Below are 24,012 nucleotides of genomic sequence, written 5' to 3'. Positions count from 1 at the left end.
TTCTCATGTCGAAAGCGGCACCGGCCAGGAGGAAGCCGGTATCGCGGAAGACACCGCAGAGACTTACGCGTCGGCCGACAATCGGTCGGCCGAACCCGGAGGAGATCGCCATGTCGAACAACACCATGCTGAAGGCCGCCGTCAACACCCAGGTCCGCGTCAACGGCTGGGCCAACACCGCGGTCAGCAAGATCCAGAAGCGCTACGAGACCAAGGACCGCGGCCAGACGGCCTTCGAGTACCTCGGCATCATCCTGGTGGTCGTCGCGATCATCGGTGGCATGGTGGCCTCGGGCATCGGTGGTGCGATCACGACCCGTATCACCGGCCTGGTTGCGTCGATCACTGCGGGCAAGTGAGCAAGTACGTTCGCAGCGATCGAGGGCAGGCCTTCCCCATCTACATCATGATGGTGGCGGGCCTGCTCTTTCTCGCGTTCGCTTTCTTTGCGGTCGGCAAGGCAGCTTCCGTGCGAAACGGCGCTCAGGGCGCCGCGGATGCAGCAGCGCTCGCAGCGGCCCAAGAAGCCAGGGATGAGATGGGCCCCGGATTCGTAGCGGCGCTCCTCCTTCCCGGTGGGCTCAAAGACTTCCTCAATGATCACCGGGTCAGTGGACGTCCGTGCTTCCAGGCGCAGCGCTTCGCAGCGGAGAACCGCTCTGATGTGGTGCCCAGCGGATGTCAGCGATCCAGTCGCCCCGGCGTGGACGAATTCGCTGTCACTGTCGAGACTCGTTACACCGTCGGCGAATCCGTGCTACCAGGCACGGACAAGAGGCATGCCAGGGCGACAGCCACGGCTGTCATCGAGTTCCGGTGCACTTGGAAGCCCGACAAGACGGAAGATGAGAAGCCGGGCAAGGGTGACGGTCCTGACAAGGACAAGGGCAAAGGCAAGGACAAGGATGAGGACAAGCCAGGGCCTCTCTTGTTCCAATGCGACGGCCGTGACGAGTTCAAGCTCGACCCCACCGATCCGGATATCTGGGAAGAGTTGGCCGAAGTCTTCTTCGCCGTGCACTTGATCGACTCATAGCGAACGACGAACAAAGGAAGCAGTATCCATGAACATTCGGCGTACTACGAAGACTCGAAGGCTAGTGTCAGCTGTCTCCACCGCAGCGGTGTTGGCCCTTGCGGTGTCCGCTTGTGGCGGTGATGACGGCAGCGGCAAGCCCAACGAGGGCGCCCCGGCCTCGAAGCCCGCGGGTAACCAAGGGTCGAAGCCTGACACGGCTGCCGGGGACAAGGTAGACCCGAATGTGAAACTGGCCGAGATCAAGGGGCAGGTCGGGCTGGTATTGATTGTCAATCAGGTGAAGCGTGACTCCGGAGGCTTCGTCACGGTCAGCGGTGAGATCAAGAATACCGGCACCCAGTCCCGCAGTATGAATGGGATGGAAGGCTCGGAGCTCGCCATCGTTTCCAAGAACCCCAATTCCGTTGCTGGAGCCATGCTGATCGACAAGGTCGGTAAGAAGCGTTACTACGTGCTGCGGGACACGGATGGCCGTTGCCTGTGCACCACTGCCATCACGCCGGTTGCGGCTGGGGACTCGACTCCTGTGTTCATGCAGTTCCCGGCACCGCCCAGCAGCACTAGTGAGGTTGATTTCAACCTCCCGTCGTTCGGCGTCACCTCGCTGAAGATCTCTGGGTGATGGCCGACATGACCGTTCACCGTTCGCGAATCAGGTCAGCGCAATGGGCGGCGCCAGCTCTCGCAGCCGTTCTGATGACCAGTGCGACCATCTTCGGTGTCACGACCGCAGTAGCCGATGACGGCCCCAGCGTTCCTCCGGGAACTGAGGCATCGGCGCAGCCGCCCGTAAAGGTGGACGCTACGGACCCTGACCTCAAGATGGCGGAAGGCGGCACTCTGGCGCCGGCCAAGGTTCTCGACATCATTCAGGTGATCGAGGACGAGGGCGGCGAGGAGCGTCGTGAAGACACCAACTCCGATGTGAAGTTCGCGCTGCAGGCCGAGGTGCTCTTCGGTAAGGACAGCGCGACGCTGAGCTCCGCCGCCAATGCGCGGATCGCCGCCATCGCCGCGGAGATCAAGAAGCAGAACGCCACGAAGGTCCGAGTCTTCGGTTTCACGGACAACCTCGGTTCCTCCGCCCACGGTGACGTGCTCTCCAAGCAGCGCGCTGAGGCAGTGCACGGCGTGCTGTCCAAGGAGCTCGGATCGACGATCACGTTCGAGATCCGGGGCTATGGCGAGCAGTACCCGATTGCCGACAACAGCACGGAGGAAGGCCGGAAGAAGAACCGCCGCGTGGAAGTCTCCTTCCCGCGCAGTTCGGGCTCCCAGAGCTGACCTGGCCGTACGAAGGGCCCGGCCCCACCGACTTGGTCGGGGGCCGGGCCCTTCGCATGGCAGTACGTGAGCGGGCCCGCTGGCCGCGGTCGTCACTGATCGGCCGGTCGTCGCGAGGGCGGGAGTCGTGGCGTCGGCGGTGAGGCCGGCCAGGGTCGTGCGGATCGCGGTGATCATTGCTTCGGGGCGGTGGAAGACCGTGGACGCGGTGAAGCGCAGGACCCGGCGCACCCCCGGGCAGTCCTGGAGGTCGTTGAAGCGGCGGGTGTCGCGTTCGTGGGACTCGCGGGTGTGGTGGAAGGCGTAGCCCTCGATCTCGACGACCAGGCCCTCGGCGCGGAAGAGGAAGTCGGGGCGGAGGAGACGGCCGGTCGGCGCGTGGAGGGGTGGTTGGGTTTCCGGGTGCAGGCCGGCGTCGTGCATCCGGAGCCTGGCGATCGTCTCGGCCGGCGACCCGGAGCGGGGGTCGGTGAGGGGGAGCCAGCGGCGGGCGCGTACCGCTCCGTTCTGGCGGGTTGCCAGCTCCCTCCGCAGCTCGTCCAAGTGGACGACCGGGGGCCTGCGGACTCCCCGTACGGTGCGGCGCGCGAGAGCCGAGTCGGCGGCCACGACGGCCTCCTCGCGGGAGCCGCCCCGCATGAGGTCGCCCACGGTGCGGGCCGGTGTCGTCGCCCGCAGTCCCCTGCGTGTCGTCAAGCCGTCCTTGGCCGGATCGGCGAGGTCGGTCATCTCGGGGAAGCTTCCCTCGTCGCGCCTCTCGCCGCTCCCCTCGTCGAGGAGTTCGATGCGGTGCAGCAGCGCGGCGGAGCGGTGGCTGCAGACCGCGCGGGGGCGCAGTATCTGCACAGTACGGGCGCGACACTCCCAGTCCACGGCTCTGCCGGGGACGGCCCAGGCGCCCCGGCAGATCGGTTCCCAGCCTTCGGCGCGCAGCCGCCGGTTCAGCCGGCCCCGCGACCAGCCCGCATCCCGTGCGCGCGAGGTGAGGAGCACCCCACCTCTCGTAAGCGTCGTCAACTCCCTCATGGAGTAACGGTCCCTGGTACGGGCGAGATCGGCATTCCCTGTGGATAACCCTGCGACAAGTCCGCATGTGAGCTGAACCCGTTGTGGCTGCTGGAGTCCCGACCAGGCGTGAAGTGGCGCTCGGCGCTGGGCAATTGGGGTAAAGGTCAAGTGCGAGAACTCGCCACTTCGCATTAGTGTACGAGTATGAACGGTGCGTACGGGGGATGGGCCGAGTCTGTGGCCCAGGCAGCGAATGCCAGAGCGGCCGGGGCCGCAGGCGTAGGTGCGGGCACGTGGGGGCCCGGCGGTGGAGTGCCGGGAGCCGGGGTGGGCGGTCGCACGCCGCTGCCGCGCGGACTGCTGTGGGTCCAGGCGTTGCAGTGGGCGCAGATCGCGCTGAGCACGTTGTACGTGCTGACGGTGCTGTCGATGATGACCTACTACAACGGCGAGCTGTTCGGCACCCTGCTCTACGACTGCCTGCCGAGCATCCTCGGCATCTGGCTCGCACGGCGCGCGTGGCACGGCGGAGCACGCACCAGGCGGGGCCTGATCATCGTCCAGGGCTGGCTGCTCTGGCTCTCGTTCGTCTCCCTGCTCCACCTGGACTACCGGGGCCTGACCCAGGCAGCGATCCCGGTCGCCGTCATCATGCTGCTGCGCCGCCCCGACGTGCGCGAGTGGTTCGAGCTGGAACCCGAGGACCGGGAGCGGCCGCGGGGCTTCCGGATCGAGCGGATGATCCTCTGGCGACGGGACCAGGGGCAGACGGCCCTGGAGTATCTCGGTCTGATCCTGGTCGTAGTCGCGGTGGTCGGGGCGCTGGTGGCCACCGGCATCGGATCGGATCTGACGACCAGGATCGGTGCGCAGGTATGCCGCATAGGAGGCGGCGGTGACTGCGGCGGTTCAGGCGATGGAGGCGGCTCCGGGGGTTCCGGGGACAGCGGCGGCGATGACGTCGAGGCCGGCGACCCCGCGGAGAACGGAGGCGCGACCGGCGGCACGGGCGGTTCCGGCGGCACGGGCGGCACCGGCGGTGCCGGTGGCTCCGGCGGTACGCAGACCGGCACCGCCGACATCGTCACCATGAGCGAGAACGACACCGTTCCCGTCGCCCCCGGCCCCCTCGAGCGCGAGGTCGACAACGACGACTTCAAGGAGGACCCGGACGAGCCGCTCATTCCCGAGGAGCGGCACGACAGGACCCTCTGGGACCACACCCGGGGCTTCTTCGTCGCCCCGTTCACCGGTCTGATCAACGACACCTACGCCATGGCGACCAATCCCAAGAAGGTCGTCACCGACACCGTCGAGGGCATCCGCACCTACACCAAGGACTGGTGGAAGAAGGAAGGCGGCGGGGTCTCCAAGAAGTGGAAGGACGGCAACTGGTTCGGCGCCGGCTATGAGGCCGCGGACAAGGGCGAGGACTTCGTCATCGACTTCGCGGTCGACATGTTCGTCGACAAGGAGAACTGGAAGAAGGGCAACAAGGGCGCGTCCATCGGCAACACCGCCCTCGGCATCGTCGGCATCTTCACGCCCAAGAGCATCAAGAAGCTGACGCGGATGGGTGACGTCGGCAAGAAGCGCAACTTCCCGAACACGCGCGTGGGCAAGGCCGCCGAGGCGGCGGAGAAGACCCGCGAGTACCTCAAGCGCAACGAGCCCGGCAACGCCAAGAAGTTCGCCGACGAAGCACAGAAGCACGCCGACGAGGCTGCCGAAAAGGCGCGCAAGGACCAGAAGAAGCAGTGCGCGAACCTGGCGATGGCCTCCGGGCGCATGAGTACGGCCTCGGTGCGTTCCCAGGAGCCCGGCAGCGCGACCAGCGCGACGCCGGCCGTGTTCCACGGGACCGGCGCGGTTCCCGCCACCTTCCGTACGGACAACAGCTGCGGCCCCGACGACGATGACGTCAAGGAGGAGCGCGCGGCCCAGCAGGAGGCGCTCGACGCCCGCGAAGCACTGCTGCGCGACGCCCTGAGCACGGCCAAGAAGGACACGCCTCCGGACAAGGTGAACGTCCAAGTCTCTGCGCTGGACGGGTTCCTTGCGAGGGCCAAGGACAGAGAGCTTTGGGACTCCAAGGAGTACACCAAGAAAGAGGCCGCGGACGCGCTCGACGACGTGAACGAGCTCCTGCGGGACAAACGTGTCGACGGCATGAGTCGCGAGAAGCTCATCTACAAGGTGCTGAACGCTCCGGACAAGGACAAGCTCGCCGAGGCGCTGGCAGAGGTGAACACCGCAAGGAGGGCGGCGAACGAAGCGGCGGAAGGGACCCGCATCTACTCCGCGCTGGGGAAGGAGAGCAAGCGTCTGACGGCACCCGACGGAACTGGCGGGGAGTTCGACGCCTCCACCATCTCGGACGCCGATGTCATGTACCGGGGCAAGGACGGGCGCGACCACGTCCTAGAGGTCAAGAACACCGGCAACGGGACGACTCAGGCTTCCACGTTCAAGCAGATCGAGGCACTCGGAGACTGGCAGGCGGGGAACGCCGCCGGTCAGCCCGCCCGTCTGGCGCGCTACGAGATCGAGACACAGAATGGCTGGGCCAAGATCTTCGACCGGTTCCAGAAGGTGAAGAGCAAGAAGGCGGAACTCCGGGTCCGGCCGGAAGGCACGCCCGCCGGGAAGATGGCGGAGCACAATGTGGGCCTGCGCGTCGCCGGCAAGGACTTCACCCCCCAGCAGCTGAAGGAGATGGATCGCGCCGTACAGCAGCGGACCAGCGGGATGGACACGGCTGCCAAGGAGGCCTACATCCGGGATCTCGGTAAGAGGGATCCCCATGAGGTCATGAGGGAGCTGGGCGTCGAATGAGCCCGGCTGCCCGCGGACACACGCCGGACCGGAGAGGAACCGACCACCGTTGAGCGATCCACTGCTGCCTGCCACCGTGCGCGGGCTGACGGCACCCTGGTGCGACACGACGTTCCGGCGGAGAGCGACCGTTGGTGAGCTGCCGTACACCCCCGAGCGGGAGCAGGAGGTATACGGAGTGGTCGAGGCGGCGGTGGCCGCCCGGCGTGCCCTTGGGCCGGCGCCAGACTGGCCCGAGGCCGGTTGGGAGTTGTACTGGGCCTTCGAGGAGGCGTCCGGCACCCGGCTCAATCACCTCATGCCGACCTTTGAGGAGGTGAACACGGATGCCTTCGCGGCCGAATTCAGGCACTGGTACTCCCCGGCCCGGGGCGGCACTGCGGTGGACGGTCGGATGCTCCATGAGATGGCGGGGTGGTGGGCGGCATCCCTTCTCCGAGGGCTCACACATGACGCGCTCGGCTGGCTCGCGCGGCACGCGGACGTACTGCGGGATACGGAGCGGGCGCGGGAACTCGGCGAGCTCAGTGCCCGCGAAGAGGTCGAGGTCCTCGAAGGGGTGACGCTGCTGTACACCCTGGGGGGCGAGCGCTCCCAGGACGCGCTGTGGCGTATCGCCCATACGGAGCACCTCTTTGAGCATCATCGTGCGTGGGCCCGTGAGTGGCTGTGGAAACTGCGGCGCCCCCGGTATGCGGCGAGAGCCGCGGCGCCGCCGGTCGGGGGCGATGAGCCGCTGCTGCCGCCGGCGGTGCGGGAGCTGCCGTATTCCTGGGATCGCGGCTTTGTGTGGGAGGGCCCAGGTGCGGATGAGGATGTCCGGAAGTATGCGGCCGAGGTGTTCGCGGCGTGCGAGCCGCTCCGCCGGGGGGATACCCCTGGTCCCGACAGTGACTGGGACGAGGAGGGCGAGGAGGAGAAGCCGCAATGGGTGGAGATCCGTACCGTGCTCCGCTCGCTGCTCCCCTACCCGCGACTCGTGACACGGGAGCGGATGGCGGAAGCGTTGCGGGAATGCCGGTTCCTGGGCGTCCCGGGCATTCCGGCGCAGGCCGGGACCGAGGAAGAGCGGGAGTTCATCGCGCGGTGGGTGGGCTGGATCGCCACCTGGATCGCGGAGGAGGCCGAGAAGGTGAACTCGCCCGATGCGTAGCCCTGCACGGGAAGCACTCGCCGACGTACTTTCGGCGCTTCCGCCGCTCACTCTCGGCTGGACGGAGGAGCTCTGGGAGCTCTACGAGCGGACCGAGCGGGAGCCGGACCTTCCGCTCACCGAGGAGCAGCGGGAGAAGTTCGGGTCGCATCGCACCCGTGAAGCGCTTGCCAGGCGTGCGTACGACGCCTTTGGGTCGGTGCACGAGGAGGTGGTGAGCGGTGGAGCGGAAGTAGAGTCCGAGGCCGCGGAACTGGCGGAGCGGTATGTCCGGGCACAGTTGGTCGCTTTCAACGCGCTAGGGCTACTCTCTGCGCTGGGTAGACCCTTCGGTGAGAGGGCACTGCTCCGGCTTGCGCGGGACGAATCGGTGGACGAGTACTCCAGGCTCTACGCGAGAGAGCGGCTGATCCGACTGCGGCGGGCCGACTATGAAGCCCGAGCAGCGCAGCCGGTCGCCGCTCACGAGGGGCTGCTTCTGCCGGCGTCGCGGGGGGAGTGGAAGGCGCACGCGCCTTCAACGCCCCAGAATTTCGCTCGGGCGCGCACCGTACTGGAGGAGTTGCTTCCGGCGGAGCGGCTGGAATTTCCCGAGCCGCCGTCCGAGTGGGACGGGGACTACGACGAGGACTGGGACGAGCGTCCGCAGTGGCTCGATGTCCGCCAAGTGATGTGGGCGCTGATGCCGACGCCGGGGCATGTCACCGGTGAGCGCATGGCCGAGGCGCAGCGCGAGTGCGAAGTGCTCGGCTTCGACGTCCCCGAGGACTTCGACGAACGCTGGACGACGCGGCTCGCGGCCTGGCACACGGAGCAGGTCTTCGACTGGCTCACCGGGCACCAAGGCCTCCTGGGCGCCGAGGCTCCCTGGATCCCCGAGATGGCCGAACGCTTCGTCCGGCGCAACTTCGCCGCCGACGCCGCCGTCAAGCTCCTCTGGGTCGCCGACGAGATGCCCGGCAGCAGGGAGGCCCGGGACCGGATCCTCGCCGACGAGGGCGTGCCGCCCGAGATCAGGGAGCAGGCGCGGTGACGCGGACGGGCCCCGGCTCACGCCGGGGCCCGTCCGCGTCAGTGGGTCACACCCACCCGTTCATCGCCACGAATCCGTACAGCAGCACCAGCGTCAGCACACTCAGCACCGCCGCGAACGCCGCCGGCGCCAGCAGCGGACCCCATGCCCCCGGCCCCGCCACCGTGGCCCGCTTCTCCGGGTCCCTCGGGTCGTACGAGACCCGGACCGGCGCCCCCACCTCGAAGCCGAAGGGCCCCGGGGCATGGTCGGTGAAGCGGATCTCGCGGCCTTCCGGGCCCGGCGTGCGGAACGCGAAGACATACCTGGTCACGTACGACCGTTCACTGCCCGGGCCCCGGTCCTCGACCTTCCGCTCCGCGCACCAGCCGTCGGCGCGCTCCCCTCGCCGGACGAGCCGCAGCACCCGCGCGAGGCGCAGCGCCGACCGAACGGCGAAGAGGCCGAGGAACAGGCCGAAGAGCAGGAAGAACGTCGCCTCGCCACCCGGGAGGATCTGCATGGATGTCTCAGCCCCAGTTCTCTGCGCTGCCTGATCGCCGCTTGTCCGCTGTCCGCTGCCCGCTGCCGACGTGGCCGATTGGCTACTTGACGGTGATGGACTCCACGAACGAGTCGAGCTCGTCCTCCGACAGCGCGCCCTGGACCGCGTTGACCCGGACGAGGAAGGGCACGCCCTTCGAATCCACCCCGGCCACCATGACACCCGTCATCCGGGTCCCCTTCGCGGGGGTGCGCTCTTCGCCGGTCGAGGTGAAGGAGTAGTTGATCCGGCGGGCCTGTGACGCGCTCTCCTCACCGGCGAGCGTCACGTCACTGGACTCCTCCCGGGTCGCCCCGAGCCCGATGACCGCGCCCGCCGCCGTCCCCGCCTCCGCCGCGTCGTCGACGCCGGTCGCGAAGTTCAGCTGGACGGAGACCATGCCCGTGCGCAGGCCGCCCTCCTCCTTCAGCGCGACCGCCGCGTTGCTCTTGCTGCGCTCGGCCGCCGGCTGCTCGGCGTACCCCTTGTCCTTCGGGTAGCCGACCGAGAGGCTCTTGGTGTCGAGCGTGCCCCATCCGCCGGGGACGGCCGCGGCGTCGCCGCCGGTGCCGCAGCCGGTCAGGAGGGCCAGACCGACGGCCGCCGCGACCGCGCCGCCCAGCGCCCTGGAGTACGTACGGAAGTACGACGTCATCGTTGCTTTCCTTACTTCGCGCAGTAGCTGTACGGCAGGTAGGAGCGCTTGTCACCCTGCGGAGCGCCGAGGAACTTCGCGTCCGTCAGTGTCTCCTTCTTGTGCTCGTCGGAGATGGAGAACCCGAGACTCATACCCAGCGAGACCTCGAAGCCGAACTCCTCGGCGTCCGTCTCGCCGTTGTAGTTCAGGGTGCTCGACAGACCGTCCTGGAACATCAGCTGCTCGAAGGGGTCCGTACCCGTCGGCTTCTGGGACAGGGAGTTGTCGCCGAACATGTACTCGAAGGGGGCGGTGTTGTTGCCCGAGCCGTCCAGCCACTTCTCGGCGATGGCCCGCTTGTCCTCCGTGGCCTTGTCCGTCTCCTTGCCGAAGACGATCGAGTTGGTCTCGACCTCGATGCCCGTCGGACCGCCCGACTCCGTGCCGTTGGCCTTGCCGCCGCGCTTGTCCTTCTTCGTCTTGCCGTTGTCGCCCTTGGCCTCGCCCTTGTCGGACGTCGAGGTCTTCTCCACCGTCTGCGTCATGTCGATGCGGACGATCTTGCCCGTCTTCTGGTCGCGGGTGACCGTGATGGCGCCGGTGTGGGTGTCCTTCGCGCCGGCCGTGTAGCCGGGCTTGCCCGCCTCGGCACTGACCTTGCCCTCGACCTCGAGCTTGGCGGTGTAGGTGTACGACTCGTTGCCGTTGACGTCGTCCTTGGTGATCGTGACGTCCGGGGAGAACTTCGCCTTGCCGCCCAGCTTCGCGCCGAGCTTGGAGTCGTCGCCCGCCTTGATGCCGAGGCCACCGTCCGCCTGGGCGTAGAGACCGATCGTCGAGTACGAGATCTTCTTATCGCCGATCTTCTTCTCGATGGCGTCCTTCTTCTTGGCCCACTTGTTGGCGGCGTACCAGTTGCCGCCGCCGTAGGCGCCACCGTGGGTCATCGAGGTCTCCCACATCTTCATTTCCTCGATGTCGTCCCGCATCTGCTGGGCCTCCTCCTCGCTCTTGAAGACCCAGGTGTCACCGTTGGTGACCTTGATGCCGCCGCCGATGTCGAGGTCGGCCTTGCCGAGCTTGCCCAGCTTGACGCCGGGGGTGCTCGCGTTGACACCGGCGGACGCCGCGTCGGTGAAGGTCATGTACACCAGCTTGTCGTTGCCGTCGACCTTGCCGTCGCCGTTCACGTCGGTCTTGGCCTGGGCGACCTTCTGCTGGAAGCCGTACTCCTCGCCCCACTCGAACCAGCCGATCTTCACCTTGCCGCCGGCCGTGTCGGAGACGCTGGAGACCTGGCACAGCTTGGGCTCGTAGTCCGCGTCGGTCTTGGGCTTCGCGGTGCCGTCCGGGCCGGTGACGCAGCCCCCGCCCCCGCTGCCGGTGAGCGAGGAGATGGCGCAGCGGATCCGTTCGCCGATCGAGCCGCCGATGCCCGCGAGGGAGAGCGCGGAGACCAGCGCGACGACGACCACGATCACGCCCAGGTACTCCATGGCAGTGGCGCCGCTGTCACGCCAGGCATAGGGGTACGGGGTGGGGCCGCTGTCGCCGCGGCCCTCGAGGAGACGGTCCAGGGCCAGACCGACGGCCCCTCCGGTGATGAGGGCGACGGCCGGCATGTAGACGCCCTCGGCCGCCACGACGTCCCAGGAGACCGCGTAGCCGTAGACGAGAGCGGCGACCGGTACGGCGAAGAGGGCCAGGAGGTACAGGAATCGGGACTCGCGCTGTGCGTCGGGCAGGACGCGGGCGGCGGCCAGCACGGTCAGGACGGTCGTGAGAATGCCGGGCAGGTGCAGCAGGGCCAGCCGCCAACCGAAGGAGTCGAGCCGCTCGACGGTGGCGAGCGGTTCCAGGAGGGCCTTGGAGAAGACCAGCCCGCAGACGAAGTAGACGATGACGCCGGCTGCCCAGCTGCGCATCAGGGGGAAGAACGGCCTTGGGCTGTCGGGGCTGCGCCCCGGTGCTATGTGACTTCTCCCGCTGGTGCCCCCGCTGGTGCCCCCGCTGGTGCCCCAGCTTCCCCCGCTGCCGCCACCATTCACGGTCCGACCTCTCTTCTCCCTGATTCCGTGGCGCGAGCGTAGGGGTGATGCGGGACGCGGGGCGTGGGCCCGTGGACCCCTTGTCGGGCCCAACTGGCGGGGCGGGGCGGGGAGGGCATGGGCCTCGGGGAAACCGGTGCCGCGGTCTGTCGTGGACAGGCGTCGTAGCCTGGGCGACGGCCGCGCCGGGCGCGCCTCGCCCTCGACGTCGAGGGCGGTCGCTCGCTCTTCCCACCGACCAGGACCGGAGTTCTGATGACGACCACCCCGGACGTGCAACTGGTGAAGGATCTCGTGGCTCGCCTTCCGGCCTTCGAGGACGCGTACGAGGCGCATGTGTTCAACGAGCACGGTGTCCTGCCGCATGTGTTCTTCTGGGAGGTGGTGGACGACACGGTGAGGTCCTACCTCGGGGAGGCTCCCGAGGCCGCGGACTGGCGCGGTGTCCTCGACTTCCTGGAGGAACAGAGCCGGCGTGGCGTGGCCGGGATCGACGCGGTGATCGTGACGTCGTTCCTGGAGGACCTGCCCTTTCCCGGGCAGCCCGGCTACGACCTCGTCGACCACCTAGGGCCCGTGCTGGCGGCGAAGTTCAGGGCGATCCGTCCGTCGGGGTGACGGAACCCGAGCCTTCTCGTCCGTATCCGGTTGGGTCCGTTGGTGGGTCTGGGGACCCATGACCCGTACTGTCCACCCGCCGTAGTGTCGGGCACATGTCGCGTATGGGGGTTGTGCGTTCGGTTCGTCGGCGGTGGCGCGGGTGTGGTCTGCGTACCGAGGCCCGGTTGTTGGGGTTGCGGAAGTCGCAGCGGGGTCAGGGTGCGTTGGAGTACCTGGGCCTTGTCATGGTCGTGGTGGCGATTGTCGGTGCGCTTGTGGCGACGGGGATCGGTGCTGAGCTGACGGAGAAGATCAGCGCGCAGGTGTGCCGGATCAGTGGCGGTGGTGACTGCGGCGGCGGTGGTGGGGATGGGACGACGCAGGCGGAGGGTCCGGGTTCGGGCAAGCCGGCGTCGGACGACAGCGGGCAGCCCAAGACGCAGGCGCAGCTTGATTACGAGAAGGCCGTCAAGGAGCTCGAGGACGCGCAGAAGGCCGAGAAGTCGGACTCGGACAAGGCGAAGGAAGCGGCCAAGGAGCTGGCGAAGATCCTGGCCGAGGAGCTCGGGATCAAGGATGCCTTCGACTGCATCACCAAGGGCGACATGGGCGCCTGCACCGAGACTTTGATCAACATTTTGACCAGTCTGATCGGCGGTGCGGTCGGGAAGCTCGCGGCGAAGTACGGGGCGCCGTGGAAGTGGAAGAAGGCCGCCGAGCTGATCGGGAAGCTCAAGAAGCACGGCGGGAAGCTTTATGACGGTCTGACGGGTCTGATCAAGAACCGTAAGAAGGTCAAGGACGCCGAGAAGAAACTCGAGGACGCGAAGAAGAAACTCGACGCGGAGAAGCCGAAGAAGCCGGACGAGAAGAAGCCGGACGACAAGCCGACCACCTGCCCGGTCAGCCACAGCTTCCCGCCGGGCACCCGGGTGCTCGTCGCCGGCGGGCTGAGCGTGCCGATCGAGTCGGTACGCCTGGGCGACCAGGTCGTCGCCACCGACCCGGCGAGCGGGCTCACCACGCTCCGTACCGTGACCCGCACCTTCACCACCCACGACGACAAGGACTTCACCCGGCTCACCACCTCGGCGGGTACCGTCACCGCCACTGACACGCACCCCTTCTGGCTCGTCAGCCAGGGGCGCTGGGTGGACGCGGGGGACATTCGCCCCGGTGCCGTACTCCGGACCCAGCAGGGCAACACGCTCGACGTCCTCGCCGTCCAGGGCTACACGGAGCGGCAGACCACGCACGACCTGGCTGTCGGCGGACTGCACAGCTACTACGTCGGTGTCGGCTCCAGCAGCGCCCTCGTTCACAACAACGACCCGTGCCCGAAGCCCTCCAAGACGGCTGCGCAGGACCGGAAGAACGCGCTGGCGAAGTGGAAGAGCAAGACCTTCAAGGTGGGCAACGAGGACTTCCACCTCGACAAGGACGGTATGGACCACTTCCTGAAGCGGCACCACCCCAAGTACTGGGACGGTTCGGTGAAGAAGGACCAGACCTTCTTCAACAAGAACATGACGGTGGATGACATCGCGGACGTGGTGCAGCAGATCGTCAATCAGAACCGGGCGGAGCTCGCCCAAAAGGGAACCAACGGCATCTACAACGTCGAGGGCGTGGTGAATGGGGTACGGTACTCGGTCGGCCTGAATCACGGACGTATCGGCCAGCTGTACCCGAAGAAGTAACTCGTGTGATCACTGGAGTGCCTGCAATGGTGGAAGTCCAATCTTTCCTGAAGAGTGGCGATGGGCGGTTCACCGCTGTCCAGGACTGCGTCACGGCTCCCGAGAGCCCTCATTACATCGAGGGATGCATTCGGCTGGTCGTGGACGGGAAAGAGGTCATGGGGTTCGAGGAATGGGACCTCGTGGACCAGCTGTGGGCCTACCTGGCGGATCTCGCGGAGCAGCTGGAGGGGGCGTCGGCCAAGGTCTCCACGACGTTCCCCGACCAGCCGCTCGAGTTCTCCATGCAGCGTATGGGCGAGCGAATTCTGGTCACCTGCGGGGAGAACAAGGCTATGGCTCCTGCTCGTGAATTGCTGCCCGCCCTGGGGCGGGCGGGCACTCTCTTCTTCGATGAGCTCGAGCGGCTGCTGCCGGGCGAAGCCCATAAGTACACCGCATACCGGGACCGGCTCGCCGCTCTCTGATCCGCCCCGCGAGGGACGGGACCGGGAGCCGACTGCTGCGCCGGGCGGCCGTCGTGTTCGCCGCCCAGGAGGAGCCGACAGCCGCCAAGGTCTTGGTCACGGGGTCGTGAGACGTGAGCCTGGACCAATCGCTTCAGCTCACGCGCCCGTACGAGGACGTCGTTTTCCTGCGACGGGCGGGCAGTCTGCGGTGGGCGTTCATGGAGATCACGGCGCGGATGGATAGGGCCGGCGGATGAGCGTGAGCGAGGCGGAACTGACGGCGGCGTTGGACCCCCGGGGGTCGTGATTGAGTCCCGAGGTGGGTCTTGGGGCCCATGACGGGACGGTGTGTTCCCTCTAGCGTGGCGTGCATGTCGCGTATGGGGGTTGTGCGTTCGGTTCGTCGGCGGTGGCGCGGGTGTGGTCTGCGTACCGAGGCCCGGTTGTTGGGGTTGCGGAAGTCGCAGCGGGGTCAGGGTGCGTTGGAGTACCTGGGCCTTGTCATGGTCGTGGTGGCGATCGTCGGTGCCCTTGTGGCGACGGGGATCGGTGCTGAGCTGACGGAGAAGATCAGCGCGCAGGTGTGCCGGATCAGTGGCGGTGGTGACTGCGGCGGCGGTGGTGGGGACGGGACGACGCAGGCGGACGGTCCGGGTTCGGGCAAGCCGGCGTCGGACAACAGCGGGCAGCCCAAGACGCAGGCGCAGCTTGATTACGAGAAGGCCGTCAAGGAGCTCGAGGACGCGCAGAAGGCCGAGAAGTCGGACTCGGACAAGGCGAAGGAAGCGGCCAAGGAGCTGGCGAAGATCCTGGCCGAGGAGCTCGGGATCAAGGATGCCTTCGACTGCATCACCAAGGGCGACATGGGCGCCTGCACCGAGACGCTCATCAACATTTTGACCAGTCTCATCGGCGGTGCGGTCGGCAAGCTCGCGGCGAAGTACGGGGCGCCGTGGAAGTGGAAGAAGGCCGCCGAGCTGATCGGGAAGCTCAAGAAACACGGCGGGAAGCTCTACGACGGTCTGACGGGTCTGATCAAGAACCGTAAGAAGGTCAAGGACGCCGAGAAGAAACTCGAGGACGCGAAGAAGAAACTCGACGCGGAGAAGCCGAAGAAGCCGGACGAGAAGAAGCCCGACGACAAGCCGACCACCTGCCCGGTCAGCCACAGCTTCCCGCCCGGGACCCCCGTCCTGCTGGCCAACGGACTTCGCGTCCCGATCGATTCCGTGCGGCTGGGCGATCAGGTCATGGCGACCGATCCGGCGACCGGGCTGACGATGCTCCGCACGGTGAGCCGCACGTACACGACGTACGACGACAAGGACTTCACCCGGCTCACCACCTCGGCCGGTACCGTCACCGCCACTGACACGCACCCCTTCTGGCTGACCGATCAGCGGCGCTGGGTGGACGCGGGTGACGTCCGGACGGGAATGCTGCTGCGCACCGAGCACGGCGGCGCCGTCACGGTTCTGGCCGGCCACCACTACACCCAGCGGCAGACCACGCACGACCTCACCGTCGAAGGGCTGCACACGTACTACGTCGGTGTCGGGTCGGCCAACGCCCTGGTGCACAACGACGACGGCTGCGACATGCCGGAAGCCGACGTCGAATCCGCCAGGAACCCGAACGTCGGAGAAGGTGACCCCAAGAAGTTCAAGGACCACTTCCAGCGCCACAAGAAGCTGATCGAGGACGCGCTGGGCACCAAGTACAGGAAGCTCAAGGAGGACGGCCCCCGCTTCCGGGAGGACATCGCGAAGGCGATCAAGGACGGCACGTTCGAACTGGTCGGCAAGGGCACCTTGAAGAAGGGCGAGCCGGAGGGCCTGATCTATCGTGGCAAGGGTGTGACCATCGTCCTGAGGGAGAACGGCGACTTCTGGACGGCTCTCAAGAGCGGTGAAGGCCTCGACACATCGATCGAGATCACCAAGAAGGTGCCGAAGAAGAAGGGCTGACGCGAATGAGCGCGTGGCGTGTGGCCGCTGCGGCCCTGCGGGAGCGCCGAGTGCACGACGTCCTCGTGCCGGGCTGGATCGACCGCGACGACGAGGTGCCCGAGTTCCGGCCCCAGCCGGTGGTGCTGTGGCTGAGGCTGGACGAGGGGTTTCTGCGCCTGACGTCGGAGGGCCAGTACGACCACCTCGGGGCGGAAGTCGTTCCCAGAACCGGCTGGGACGATGTGGAGCTGCTCGCGGAGGCGGAGGACGAGGTCGTCGTGGCCGCCTGGGGCGAGCAGCTCTTCGGGGACGGCCGGGACGAGCTGCGCTGCACGACACTGCGCGCGCACGTGACGGGTGAGGGTCTCACCACGTGTCTCGCCCTCGACTTCGACGGCGGCCACACGCTCTTCCTCGATCCCACCTGGACCTTCGGGATCAGGACCGGCAACGAGGCGGACGAACGCCGGTGGACGGAGCGGTACGGAAACCGGGCCACCCTGGAGACCGTGGAGCTGAACCCGCACCTGAACGGGTCCTTGGGACCATGACCGGCTGCCCTTGGTGCTCGTGACGTTTGGCTGATGTCGGCTGAGGCAATCGCGGTTGTGCCCGGAGGCGGTGGCGCCGCAGCGGTTTCCGTACTGAGGCCTGGTTGCTGGGGTTGTGGACGTCGCAGCGGGGTCAGGGTGCGTTGGAGTACCTGGGCCAAGGCGAAGGAAGCCGCCAAGGAGCTGCCGAAGGTCCTCGCCCTGACGGCGCATTGAGGTGGAGTTCCAGGACGCGGCCGTAGTCGAAACCGGTGCACGGCTGAACTGATGCGGGGAGAAGGAGTGGTACCGAGCGAGCTGCTCACGGCGGACGAGGTCGCACTGTTGCGGCGGGCGCTCCTGGAGTGGGGCGGGCCGGCGCGGTGCAGCGATCAGCTGGCCGTCGGCATGGGATTCGCGTCCACGCAGGACCTGCTCGACCAGGGACGGAGACTGCGGGCCGCGCTCGCCGAAGACGCCCCCCTCACCCCGGTCGACTGGGCCCGCACCCTCCTCGCCACCGAAATCGTCTTCGTCAGCGACCTCGCGGGCACCGGATTCGAATGGCGCACGACCACGGGGTTCGACGACGCGCAGACCCTCAGCACCCTGCGGTCCATCCAGCGGAAGCTGGGGAAGACCGTCCGGCCCTACTACGGGAAGACCCCGGCCGAATGAGGAGAGGGCGAACCGGCCTGTGCGCGTCTACAACTTCCTGACCGTCCACCGCCCCGCTCCACGCGCCGTCGCCGAGGCGCTCGCCCTCGCGGTGGGCGTGCCGCTCGACCGGGTCGACGCGGCCGGGCCGGAGGTCGAGCCGGAGGAGCGCGACTGGGAGGCGCCCGTCCTCTGTGGCCACCGGCCCGTGACCGGTGATCTCGCTCTGTCCTGGGACGTGTACGTCTCCGACGCCGTACCGGACGCGCCCGACGAGCCGACCGCCGCGCTGCTGGTCGCGGCGGCCACCGGGACGACCGTCCTGTATCCGGCGGTGGATCCGCCGGCGCCTTCCGCCTACTGGGCCGCCACCCCCGAGGGGACCGTGACCCGCGCACGGCTGGAGGAGTCGGACGAGGAGGAGCCCGTTCTGACGGTCGAGGCCGTGGGCGCACCGGTTCCGCAGCTGCCCGGGGCCCGGGTGGTCGCTCTTCCCGAGGGGCGCGGCGGGGCCTGGGTGTGACCCCGACATAATCGACCGCATGTCCCACGACCAGGCACCGAGCCTCCGCCGAGCCGCGCCCGCGCTGTACGGGTACGCCGCGGTGCGGGGTGTCGGGATGGCGGTGTTCGCGGTTGCCGCCGTCGTCGCCGGTAAGGACGGGCTGCATCTGCTCAAGGGGCGCTGGGACTCCGTCTGGTACGTCCGGGTCGCCGAGCATGGATACGGGTACCAGGTCACGCTCCCCGATGGCAGTGTCCACTCCGACCTCGCCTTCTTCCCGCTGCTGCCCGCCCTGGAGCGCGGGCTCTCGGAAGTCCTGCGGATCGACGCCTCGACCGCCGGGCTCCTGGTGTCCTGGGCGGCCTCGCTCGGCGCCGCCTGGGGGATCTACGCGGTGGGCGCCCATGTCGCCGGCCGGCCCGCCGGGGTCGTGCTCGCCGTCCTCTGGGGGGTGTATCCGACGGCGTTCGTGCAGTCGATGGCGTACACCGAGACCCTCTTCACCGCGCTCGCCGCCTGGTCGCTGTACGCCGTGCTCCGTGCGCGCTGGATCTGGGCCGGGGCCCTCTGCGCGCTGGCCGGTCTCACCCGTCCGTCCGCCGCCGCGCTCATCGCCGCGCTCGGGATCACAGCGGTCGCGGCCGTGGTCGAGGAACGCCGGATCTCCGTGCGGATGGCCGCCGGAGTACTGCTCGCGCCGCTGGGCTGGCTCGCGTACGTCGTCTACGTCGGCGTCCGGCAGGGCAGCCCCACCGCCTACTTCGACGTCCAGGGCGCCTGGGGCAACAGCATCGACGGTGGCGTCGCCCTCGCCCGCTTCATCTGGAGCCTGCCGCCCTTCGCCGCGCTCGGGCTCTGCGCCGCGCTCGCGCTGCTCGCGTGGCTGGTGGTGCTCTGTGTCCGGCAGGGGCAGCCGCTTCCCGTACTCCTCTACACCATCGGCATCGTCGTCATCTCGCTCATCGGCGCCGCCTACTTCGGCTCCCGGCCGCGCCTGATGATGCCCGCCTTCCCGCTGCTGCTGCCCGCGGCGGTGGCGCTGGTACGGCTCCGCCCGCGCATCCGGCTGCTGGTCCTCGGGGGTCTCGCGCTGGCCTCGGGGGCGTACGGTGCGTTCACCCTGCTCGGCTCCGGACCGCCGTGACCGACTCGCGCGCGGGGCAGGGCACGGAGGATGGGTCCCTGGGCCCATGCACCGGTGCGAGCACCGCTGTTAGCGTTCCACGCATGACACGACGCATGACCACACGGATCACCACGGCGGTCGTGGCCGTCGCGCTCACCCTGGGGCTCACGGCCGGCTGCGAGGACGGGGACGACAAGAAGAACGCCGCCGGTACGAGCGACAGCGGCAAGAGCGCCGCCGAGCAGAAGCCGTCGAGCGCGCCCCCCGCCTCCGCCACGCCCCCCGCCGCGGCGCCGACCACGCCGGTGGCCGCCCCCACCGGGAAGCCGCTGACGAAGGCCGAGCTGGAGAAGGCCGTTCTCGCCGCCGCCGACGTGCCGGGCTACACGGTCACGCCCATGGACGGTCCGCCCGGCGAGGGTGAGATCTCCGAGAAGGCCGAGTGCGCGCCGCTCATCGCCGTGCTCAACGGGAAGCCGGAGCCGCTCGCGCAGGCGTCCGCGTACCGGCAGACCGTCGGCGTGAAGAACGGCCGGCCCGCCGTGTCCGAGTTCCTCACCAGCCACGGGCCGAGCGCGGCGACGGTCCTCAGTCGGCTCCGCGCCGCCGCGACGGCGTGCGAGGGCGGCTTCCTCACCCGCGACGGTTCCACCACGTCCACGTACAAGAGCGTGAAGGAACTGCCGCTGCCCAAGGCCGGTGACGACAGCTTCGCGTACCAGCTCACCGCGGACTTCGAGGGTCAGGCCGTGCCGCTGGTCTTCCAGGTCGTCCGCTCGGGACCGACCGTCGCCACCTTCTACACGGGGAATTTCGAAGGCCCGGCCACGCCCGGGATCCCGGTCGTTTTGGTCACCGCGCAGGTCACCAAGCTGAAGAAGTAGCTGCCGGGCGGTGGAGGTCAGGGGCGGGCGTCACGGCTCACGGATCACGGCTCGATCGTGAGCTGTACGCCCGGCCTCAGGCCCCAGCCCGCCATCGCTCCCGCGTCCGCCTCCAGCACATGGCGGGAGCGCAGCCGGATCATCCCGAGCCTGCCGGGCTTCATCGTCACCACGCCGAGGACCCGCAACTCCTTGTCCAGGTAGGCCACATCGATGGTGAAGCCCATCCGGAACGTGTGCACGCTGTTGCACGGGGTCAGCATGATCGCCCCGTCGATCCCGTCACGTCCCAGCAGGCCCCGGGTGCGGGCCCGGTAGGACGCCGCGATCTCCACCCTCACCGGCTCGTCCCGTCCCGGAACGGTCATCGTGCCCATGCCATTGCGCCAAGTACCCATGGGTGATGAAGGTAGCGGGTCCGGTCGGGGGCTCTGGGCCCCGGTCCGGGGGGAGTGGGCCCCTGGGCCCATGACCTGCGGTGCGACCCCGTCTAGGGTCGGTCACGTGTACGTCTCGCTGATCGCCGCCGCCGCCCTGTGGGGCGCCGCCACCGGGCTGCTCGTTCCCCGCGCCGCGTACCGGCTCTCCGTCGAGCCGGAGGACCGCTGGCGGGACGCGTGCCCCGCCGGGCATCCGTTCGCCGGGCCCGCGCGCGGCTGGCTCGGCCGCGCGCGCTGCGCGTGCTGCGAGGTCACCGCGCCGCTCACCGCCCCGGTCCCGGCCGGAGCACCGGCGACTACGGCCACCGCGGGGGAGACCCGGGCGACGCAGGCCGTCGCGGCCGACACCTCCACGACGCACACCTCCACGACACACGCCGACGCGCGGAGCGCCCCCGAGGCCCTCGCGCCGGACGCCCCCGCCGCGTCGGCCACCACGCCGGCCGCGGCCGAGGCCGCACCGGAGTCCGACGCCCCCGCCCCCGAGGTCGCCCTCACCCCTTCCCTGCTCATCCCGCTCGTCACCGCCCTGGCCTGCGCCGCCCTCGCCGCCGCCACCGGCCCCCGCCCCGAGCTGGCCGTCTGGCTGCTGCTGGCGCCCTTCGCCGTGCTGCTCGCCGTCATCGACCGCCGCGTCCACAGGCTGCCCGACCAGCTCACGCTCCCGCTCGCCGTCGCCGCCCCCCTCCTCCTCGGTGTGACCGAACTGCTGCCCGCCGAAGCCGGATCGTGGGCGCACGCGCTGCTCGGCGGACTCGCCCTGGGAGGTGCCTACTTCGTGCTCTTCCTGATCAACCCCAACGGCATGGGCTTCGGGGACGTCAAGCTCGCCCTCTCCCTGGGCGCCGTACTGGGCTGGTACGGCTGGGGCATCCTCTTCGTCGGCGCCTTCGCGGGGTTCGTGTTCGGTTCGGTGTACGGGCTCGGCCTGGTCCTGCTGCGCCGGGCGAACCGGAAGAGCGCGATCCCCTTCGGGCCCTTCATGCTCGGCGGGGCGCTGGCCGGACTGCTCCTCGGAGCCTTCACGGCGCTCCCCTCCGCGTAGCCCGCGCGGAAAACCCCTGCGACGCCCGGCGGTGTCCCGGGGCAGGATCGCATCATGAACACCAAGCCCGTGAACCTTGCCGAAGCCCTCGCGACGTTCGACGACATCTACAGCCCCCGCATCGTCGCCCGGATGAACGACTACGACGTGCGGATCGCGCACGCCAAGGGCGATCACCTCTGGCACGTCCACGAGGACACCGACGAGTTCTTCCTCGTCCTCGACGGCCGCTTCGACATCGCGCTGCGCGCCGCCGACGGGACCGAGACCTGCGTGAGCCTCCACAAGGGGGACACCTTCGTCGTGCCCAAGGGCACCGAGCACAAGCCGTCCGCGCCGGAAGGCGCCTCCATCCTGATGTTCGAACCGTCCGGGACGGTGTCCACCGGGGACCGCCACGAGGGGGAGATTCCGACCAATGTGGAGAGCACCACGGGACATGAACTGATCTGAGGGAGCCGCCCGCATAGCATCCGGGTGTATGCGGACAATTACTGACAAAGAGGCGGAACCAAGCGGGGCGGACGTCACAGCGCCCGCCCCGCGCTCCCCCTCGAAGCGTCCGGGCGCCCGCCTGTCCTCGGCTCTCCTCCCCTGGGGATGGGCCGCCGCGCTCTTCGCGCTGTACGCGACCGTCGCCGTACGCCGCCACCTCCTGCTCAGAACCACCGGCTACGACCTCGGCATCTTCGAGCAGGCCGTGCGCGCGTACTCCCAACTCCGTGCCCCGGTCGTCCCGTTGCGCGGCGAAGGATTCAATCTCCTCGGCGACCACTTCCACCCCCTGCTGGCGGTTCTCGCGCCGCTCTACCGCCTCTGGCCGTCTCCGCTCTGTCTCCTCACGGCCCAGTCCGCGCTGTTCGCCGTGGCCGTCGTCCCGCTCGCCCGCTGGGCCGCCCGCGTGCTCGGCCGCCGCGCCGCGCACGCCGTCGCCGCCGGGTACGGACTGAGCTGGGGCATCGCCTCGGCCGTCGCCTTCGACTTCCACGAGGTGGCCCTCGCCGTACCCCTCGTCGCCTTCGCCCTCGAAGCGCTCGGCCGGCAGCGGTGGGGGCGCGCCGTCGCCTGGGCCGCGCCGCTCCTCCTCGTCAAGGAGGACCTGGGGCTGACCCTCGCCGCCATCGGGGTCTACATCGCCGTGAAGGCGGGCGGCCCCGCTCGCCTGAGCGGCAGGCCCAAGGGTCCCCGCCTGCTCGGCATCGCGACCGCCGTCGCCGGCCTGCTCGGCTCACTCGTGGAGATCGAGCTCCTGCTGCCCGCCTTCAACCCCGGAGGTTCGTACGCCCACGGCGAGAACCTCTCCGACCACTACGGCTCGTTCCTGAGCATGGTGGCCCACGCCCCGCTGGACGCGTTGCGTCCCGACATCAAGGCCATGACCCTGGTACTGGTGTTCGCCCCGTCCGCGCTGCTCGCGCTGCGCTCACCGCTCTCGCTGATCGCGATCCCCACCCTCGGCTGGCGCATGGTGTCGCAGAACGCCTTCCACTGGGGCACGGCCTTCCACTACAGCGCCGTCCTCATGCCCATCGTCTTCGCGGGGCTCATCGACGCGCTGAGCGGATGGCGCCGCACCCGTCATCCGCTCGCCGTCCGCCACGTCCGCGCCTCGCTCGCCACGGTCCTCGGCGTCACGCTGGTCCTGCTGCCGTCGTTCCCACTGGCCCAGCTCGCACAGCGGGCCACCTGGCGCACCACCCCGCACATCGTGGCGGCCCGCGCGCTGCTGGCGAAGATCCCCGACGGGGCGAGCGTCGCCGCCTCCAACCACTTCGCGCCGCAGCTGACTTCGCGCTGCACGGTCGTCGTCTTCCCGACCTTCCCGGTCGACAGCAAGCTCTACCGCTACGACCTCAAGCAGTTCCCGCCTCCGACCACCGAGTGGATCGTCCATGACCGGGAGGCCCCGGAGGCCTGGCCGTACAGGACCGGGCACTGGCCCTACCCGATCGAGCGGCAGGAGGCGGAGCTCGCCGCCGCCCGCCACAAGTACGGCTACAGGGTCGTCGCCCGCCGCGACGGCATCACCCTGCTCCGGCGCACCGCCCGCTGATCGCCGCCCGTCCCGGCCCTGTCCGCGTACTCCGACGCCTCCACGCAGCCGGCGCCTTGCATCCACCCGCTGCCGTACTGTCGATCCGGTAAGCATCGTTCGCACGCAGGGGAGTTGGGGATGGCGAAGGGCAAGGTCGCGTACACATGCGGTCTCGACGCGGCGGTCGATGTCGTCGGCGGCAAGTGGAAGCCGATGATCCTGTGGGTCCTGCACACCGGCACGATGCGCTTCGGTGAGCTGCGGCGGCGCATGACCGGGGTCAGCGAGAAGATGCTGATCCAGCAGCTGCGGGAGCTGGAGGCCGACGGTGTCGTGCACCGCGAGGTCTACCGGGAGGTCCCGCCCCGCGTCGAGTACTCCCTGACCGAGCTCGGCGAGGCGCTCAACAGGGCCCTGGAGCCGCTCGGTCTGTGGGGCGACACCTTCATGGCCGAGATCATCGCGGCGAAGCAGAAGGAGCAGGACGCCGAGGCGGTGGTCTGAGGTATCCGGCCGTCAACCGCGCGCCCAT

Annotated in this window: 24 protein-coding genes; 20 read left to right on the top strand and 4 right to left on the bottom strand. The window is 68.8% G+C overall.

Features of this window, described 5'->3' with window-relative positions; translation table 11 throughout:
• Window positions 1-110 precede the first annotated feature (110 nt).
• The 7 genes from ACZ7J0_RS20425 (at window position 111) to ACZ7J0_RS20395 (ending at window position 8,352) form a co-directional block, all read left to right on the top strand.
• A complete protein-coding gene (locus ACZ7J0_RS20425; protein ID WP_470889215.1) occupies window positions 111-359 on the top strand; it encodes a hypothetical protein in 249 nt (82 codons plus the stop codon).
• Window positions 356-1,036 carry a pilus assembly protein TadG-related protein gene (locus ACZ7J0_RS20420; protein ID WP_470889213.1) on the top strand — a complete coding sequence of 227 codons (681 nt, stop codon included), beginning with the start codon at window positions 356-358 and terminating at the stop codon, window positions 1,034-1,036. The genes ACZ7J0_RS20425 and ACZ7J0_RS20420 overlap by 4 nt, the downstream gene beginning before the upstream one ends.
• A 28-nt stretch (window positions 1,037-1,064) precedes the next feature.
• Window positions 1,065-1,661 (top strand): hypothetical protein, encoded by a 597-nt coding sequence (locus ACZ7J0_RS20415; RefSeq protein WP_470889211.1) that lies wholly within the window; start codon window positions 1,065-1,067, stop codon window positions 1,659-1,661.
• Between the two features lie 8 nt (window positions 1,662-1,669).
• Complete coding sequence (locus tag ACZ7J0_RS20410; protein WP_470889288.1) at window positions 1,670-2,323, top strand: OmpA family protein; 654 nt, start codon at window positions 1,670-1,672, stop codon at window positions 2,321-2,323.
• Window positions 2,324-3,658: 1,335 nt separating this feature from the next.
• Window positions 3,659-6,166, top strand: a complete 2,508-nt coding sequence (locus tag ACZ7J0_RS20405; RefSeq protein ID WP_470889209.1) for a hypothetical protein — start codon at window positions 3,659-3,661, stop codon at window positions 6,164-6,166.
• Between the two features lie 178 nt (window positions 6,167-6,344).
• The gene (locus tag ACZ7J0_RS20400) at window positions 6,345-7,319 is read left to right on the top strand and encodes a hypothetical protein (RefSeq protein WP_470889207.1); all 975 of its coding nucleotides are present in this window, start codon (window positions 6,345-6,347) and stop codon (window positions 7,317-7,319) included.
• On the top strand, window positions 7,312-8,352 hold the full coding sequence (locus tag ACZ7J0_RS20395) for a hypothetical protein (protein WP_470889205.1): 1,041 nt from the start codon (window positions 7,312-7,314) through the stop codon (window positions 8,350-8,352). Before ACZ7J0_RS20400 ends, ACZ7J0_RS20395 begins: the two co-directional genes overlap by 8 nt.
• A gap of 46 nt (window positions 8,353-8,398) precedes the next feature.
• Here the strand turns inward: ACZ7J0_RS20395 and ACZ7J0_RS20390 are convergent, their stop codons facing one another.
• From ACZ7J0_RS20390 to ACZ7J0_RS20380, 3 genes are all read right to left on the bottom strand, one after another.
• Window positions 8,399-8,854 carry a DUF3592 domain-containing protein gene (locus ACZ7J0_RS20390; RefSeq protein WP_470889203.1) on the bottom strand — a complete coding sequence of 152 codons (456 nt, stop codon included), beginning with the start codon at window positions 8,852-8,854 and terminating at the stop codon, window positions 8,399-8,401.
• Between the two features lie 82 nt (window positions 8,855-8,936).
• Window positions 8,937-9,530 carry a hypothetical protein gene (locus ACZ7J0_RS20385; protein ID WP_470889201.1) on the bottom strand — a complete coding sequence of 198 codons (594 nt, stop codon included), beginning with the start codon at window positions 9,528-9,530 and terminating at the stop codon, window positions 8,937-8,939.
• 11 nt (window positions 9,531-9,541) lie between these two features.
• Entirely contained in the window at window positions 9,542-11,437 is a 1,896-nt protein-coding gene (locus ACZ7J0_RS20380) for a hypothetical protein (protein WP_470889199.1), read from the bottom strand.
• A 378-nt stretch (window positions 11,438-11,815) separates the two neighbouring features.
• Between ACZ7J0_RS20380 and ACZ7J0_RS20375 the strand changes: the two genes are divergently transcribed.
• The 9 genes from ACZ7J0_RS20375 (at window position 11,816) to ACZ7J0_RS20335 (ending at window position 19,960) form a co-directional block, all read left to right on the top strand.
• Window positions 11,816-12,178 (top strand): hypothetical protein, encoded by a 363-nt coding sequence (locus ACZ7J0_RS20375; protein WP_470889197.1) that lies wholly within the window; start codon window positions 11,816-11,818, stop codon window positions 12,176-12,178.
• Window positions 12,179-12,414: 236 nt separating this feature from the next.
• Window positions 12,415-13,860, top strand: a complete 1,446-nt coding sequence (locus tag ACZ7J0_RS20370; protein ID WP_470889195.1) for a polymorphic toxin-type HINT domain-containing protein — start codon at window positions 12,415-12,417, stop codon at window positions 13,858-13,860.
• Between the two features lie 158 nt (window positions 13,861-14,018).
• Window positions 14,019-14,327, top strand: coding sequence for a hypothetical protein (locus ACZ7J0_RS20365; RefSeq protein WP_470889193.1), 309 nt, complete (start codon window positions 14,019-14,021; stop codon window positions 14,325-14,327).
• A gap of 464 nt (window positions 14,328-14,791) precedes the next feature.
• Complete coding sequence (locus tag ACZ7J0_RS20360) at window positions 14,792-16,276, top strand: Hint domain-containing protein (protein WP_470889191.1); 1,485 nt, start codon at window positions 14,792-14,794, stop codon at window positions 16,274-16,276.
• Window positions 16,277-16,281: 5 nt separating this feature from the next.
• Window positions 16,282-16,809, top strand: a complete 528-nt coding sequence (locus ACZ7J0_RS20355) for a hypothetical protein (protein ID WP_470889189.1) — start codon at window positions 16,282-16,284, stop codon at window positions 16,807-16,809.
• A 282-nt stretch (window positions 16,810-17,091) separates the two neighbouring features.
• Complete coding sequence (locus tag ACZ7J0_RS20350; RefSeq protein ID WP_470889187.1) at window positions 17,092-17,466, top strand: hypothetical protein; 375 nt, start codon at window positions 17,092-17,094, stop codon at window positions 17,464-17,466.
• 19 nt (window positions 17,467-17,485) lie between these two features.
• Window positions 17,486-17,968 carry a hypothetical protein gene (locus tag ACZ7J0_RS20345; RefSeq protein ID WP_470889185.1) on the top strand — a complete coding sequence of 161 codons (483 nt, stop codon included), beginning with the start codon at window positions 17,486-17,488 and terminating at the stop codon, window positions 17,966-17,968.
• A 19-nt stretch (window positions 17,969-17,987) separates the two neighbouring features.
• On the top strand, window positions 17,988-19,094 hold the full coding sequence (locus ACZ7J0_RS20340; RefSeq protein WP_470889184.1) for a hypothetical protein: 1,107 nt from the start codon (window positions 17,988-17,990) through the stop codon (window positions 19,092-19,094).
• Between the two features lie 83 nt (window positions 19,095-19,177).
• Entirely contained in the window at window positions 19,178-19,960 is a 783-nt protein-coding gene (locus tag ACZ7J0_RS20335; protein ID WP_470889182.1) for a hypothetical protein, read from the top strand.
• A 44-nt stretch (window positions 19,961-20,004) separates the two neighbouring features.
• Here ACZ7J0_RS20335 and ACZ7J0_RS20330 read toward each other — a convergent pair whose 3' ends face one another.
• Window positions 20,005-20,358 (bottom strand): DUF192 domain-containing protein, encoded by a 354-nt coding sequence (locus ACZ7J0_RS20330; protein ID WP_470889180.1) that lies wholly within the window; start codon window positions 20,356-20,358, stop codon window positions 20,005-20,007.
• A 106-nt stretch (window positions 20,359-20,464) separates the two neighbouring features.
• Here ACZ7J0_RS20330 and ACZ7J0_RS20325 point away from each other — a divergent pair, with 106 nt between their 5' ends.
• The 4 genes from ACZ7J0_RS20325 to ACZ7J0_RS20310 all read left to right on the top strand — a co-directional run bounded on the left by ACZ7J0_RS20325 (window position 20,465) and on the right by ACZ7J0_RS20310 (window position 23,984).
• Window positions 20,465-21,445: a prepilin peptidase gene (locus ACZ7J0_RS20325; protein ID WP_470889178.1), complete on the top strand. Its 981-nt coding sequence runs from the start codon at window positions 20,465-20,467 to the stop codon at window positions 21,443-21,445.
• Window positions 21,446-21,499: 54 nt separating this feature from the next.
• On the top strand, window positions 21,500-21,898 hold the full coding sequence (locus ACZ7J0_RS20320) for a cupin domain-containing protein (RefSeq protein WP_470889176.1): 399 nt from the start codon (window positions 21,500-21,502) through the stop codon (window positions 21,896-21,898).
• Between the two features lie 28 nt (window positions 21,899-21,926).
• The gene (locus tag ACZ7J0_RS20315; RefSeq protein ID WP_470889174.1) at window positions 21,927-23,498 is read left to right on the top strand and encodes a DUF2079 domain-containing protein; all 1,572 of its coding nucleotides are present in this window, start codon (window positions 21,927-21,929) and stop codon (window positions 23,496-23,498) included.
• Between the two features lie 120 nt (window positions 23,499-23,618).
• On the top strand, window positions 23,619-23,984 hold the full coding sequence (locus ACZ7J0_RS20310; protein WP_470889172.1) for a winged helix-turn-helix transcriptional regulator: 366 nt from the start codon (window positions 23,619-23,621) through the stop codon (window positions 23,982-23,984).
• Window positions 23,985-24,012 lie beyond the last annotated feature (28 nt).

The sequence above is a fragment of the Streptomyces sp. NPDC038280 genome (genome assembly GCF_055600045.1).
The sequence above is the reverse complement of the archived record's forward strand: the minus strand, read 5'-3'. Positions and strand labels throughout refer to the sequence as shown.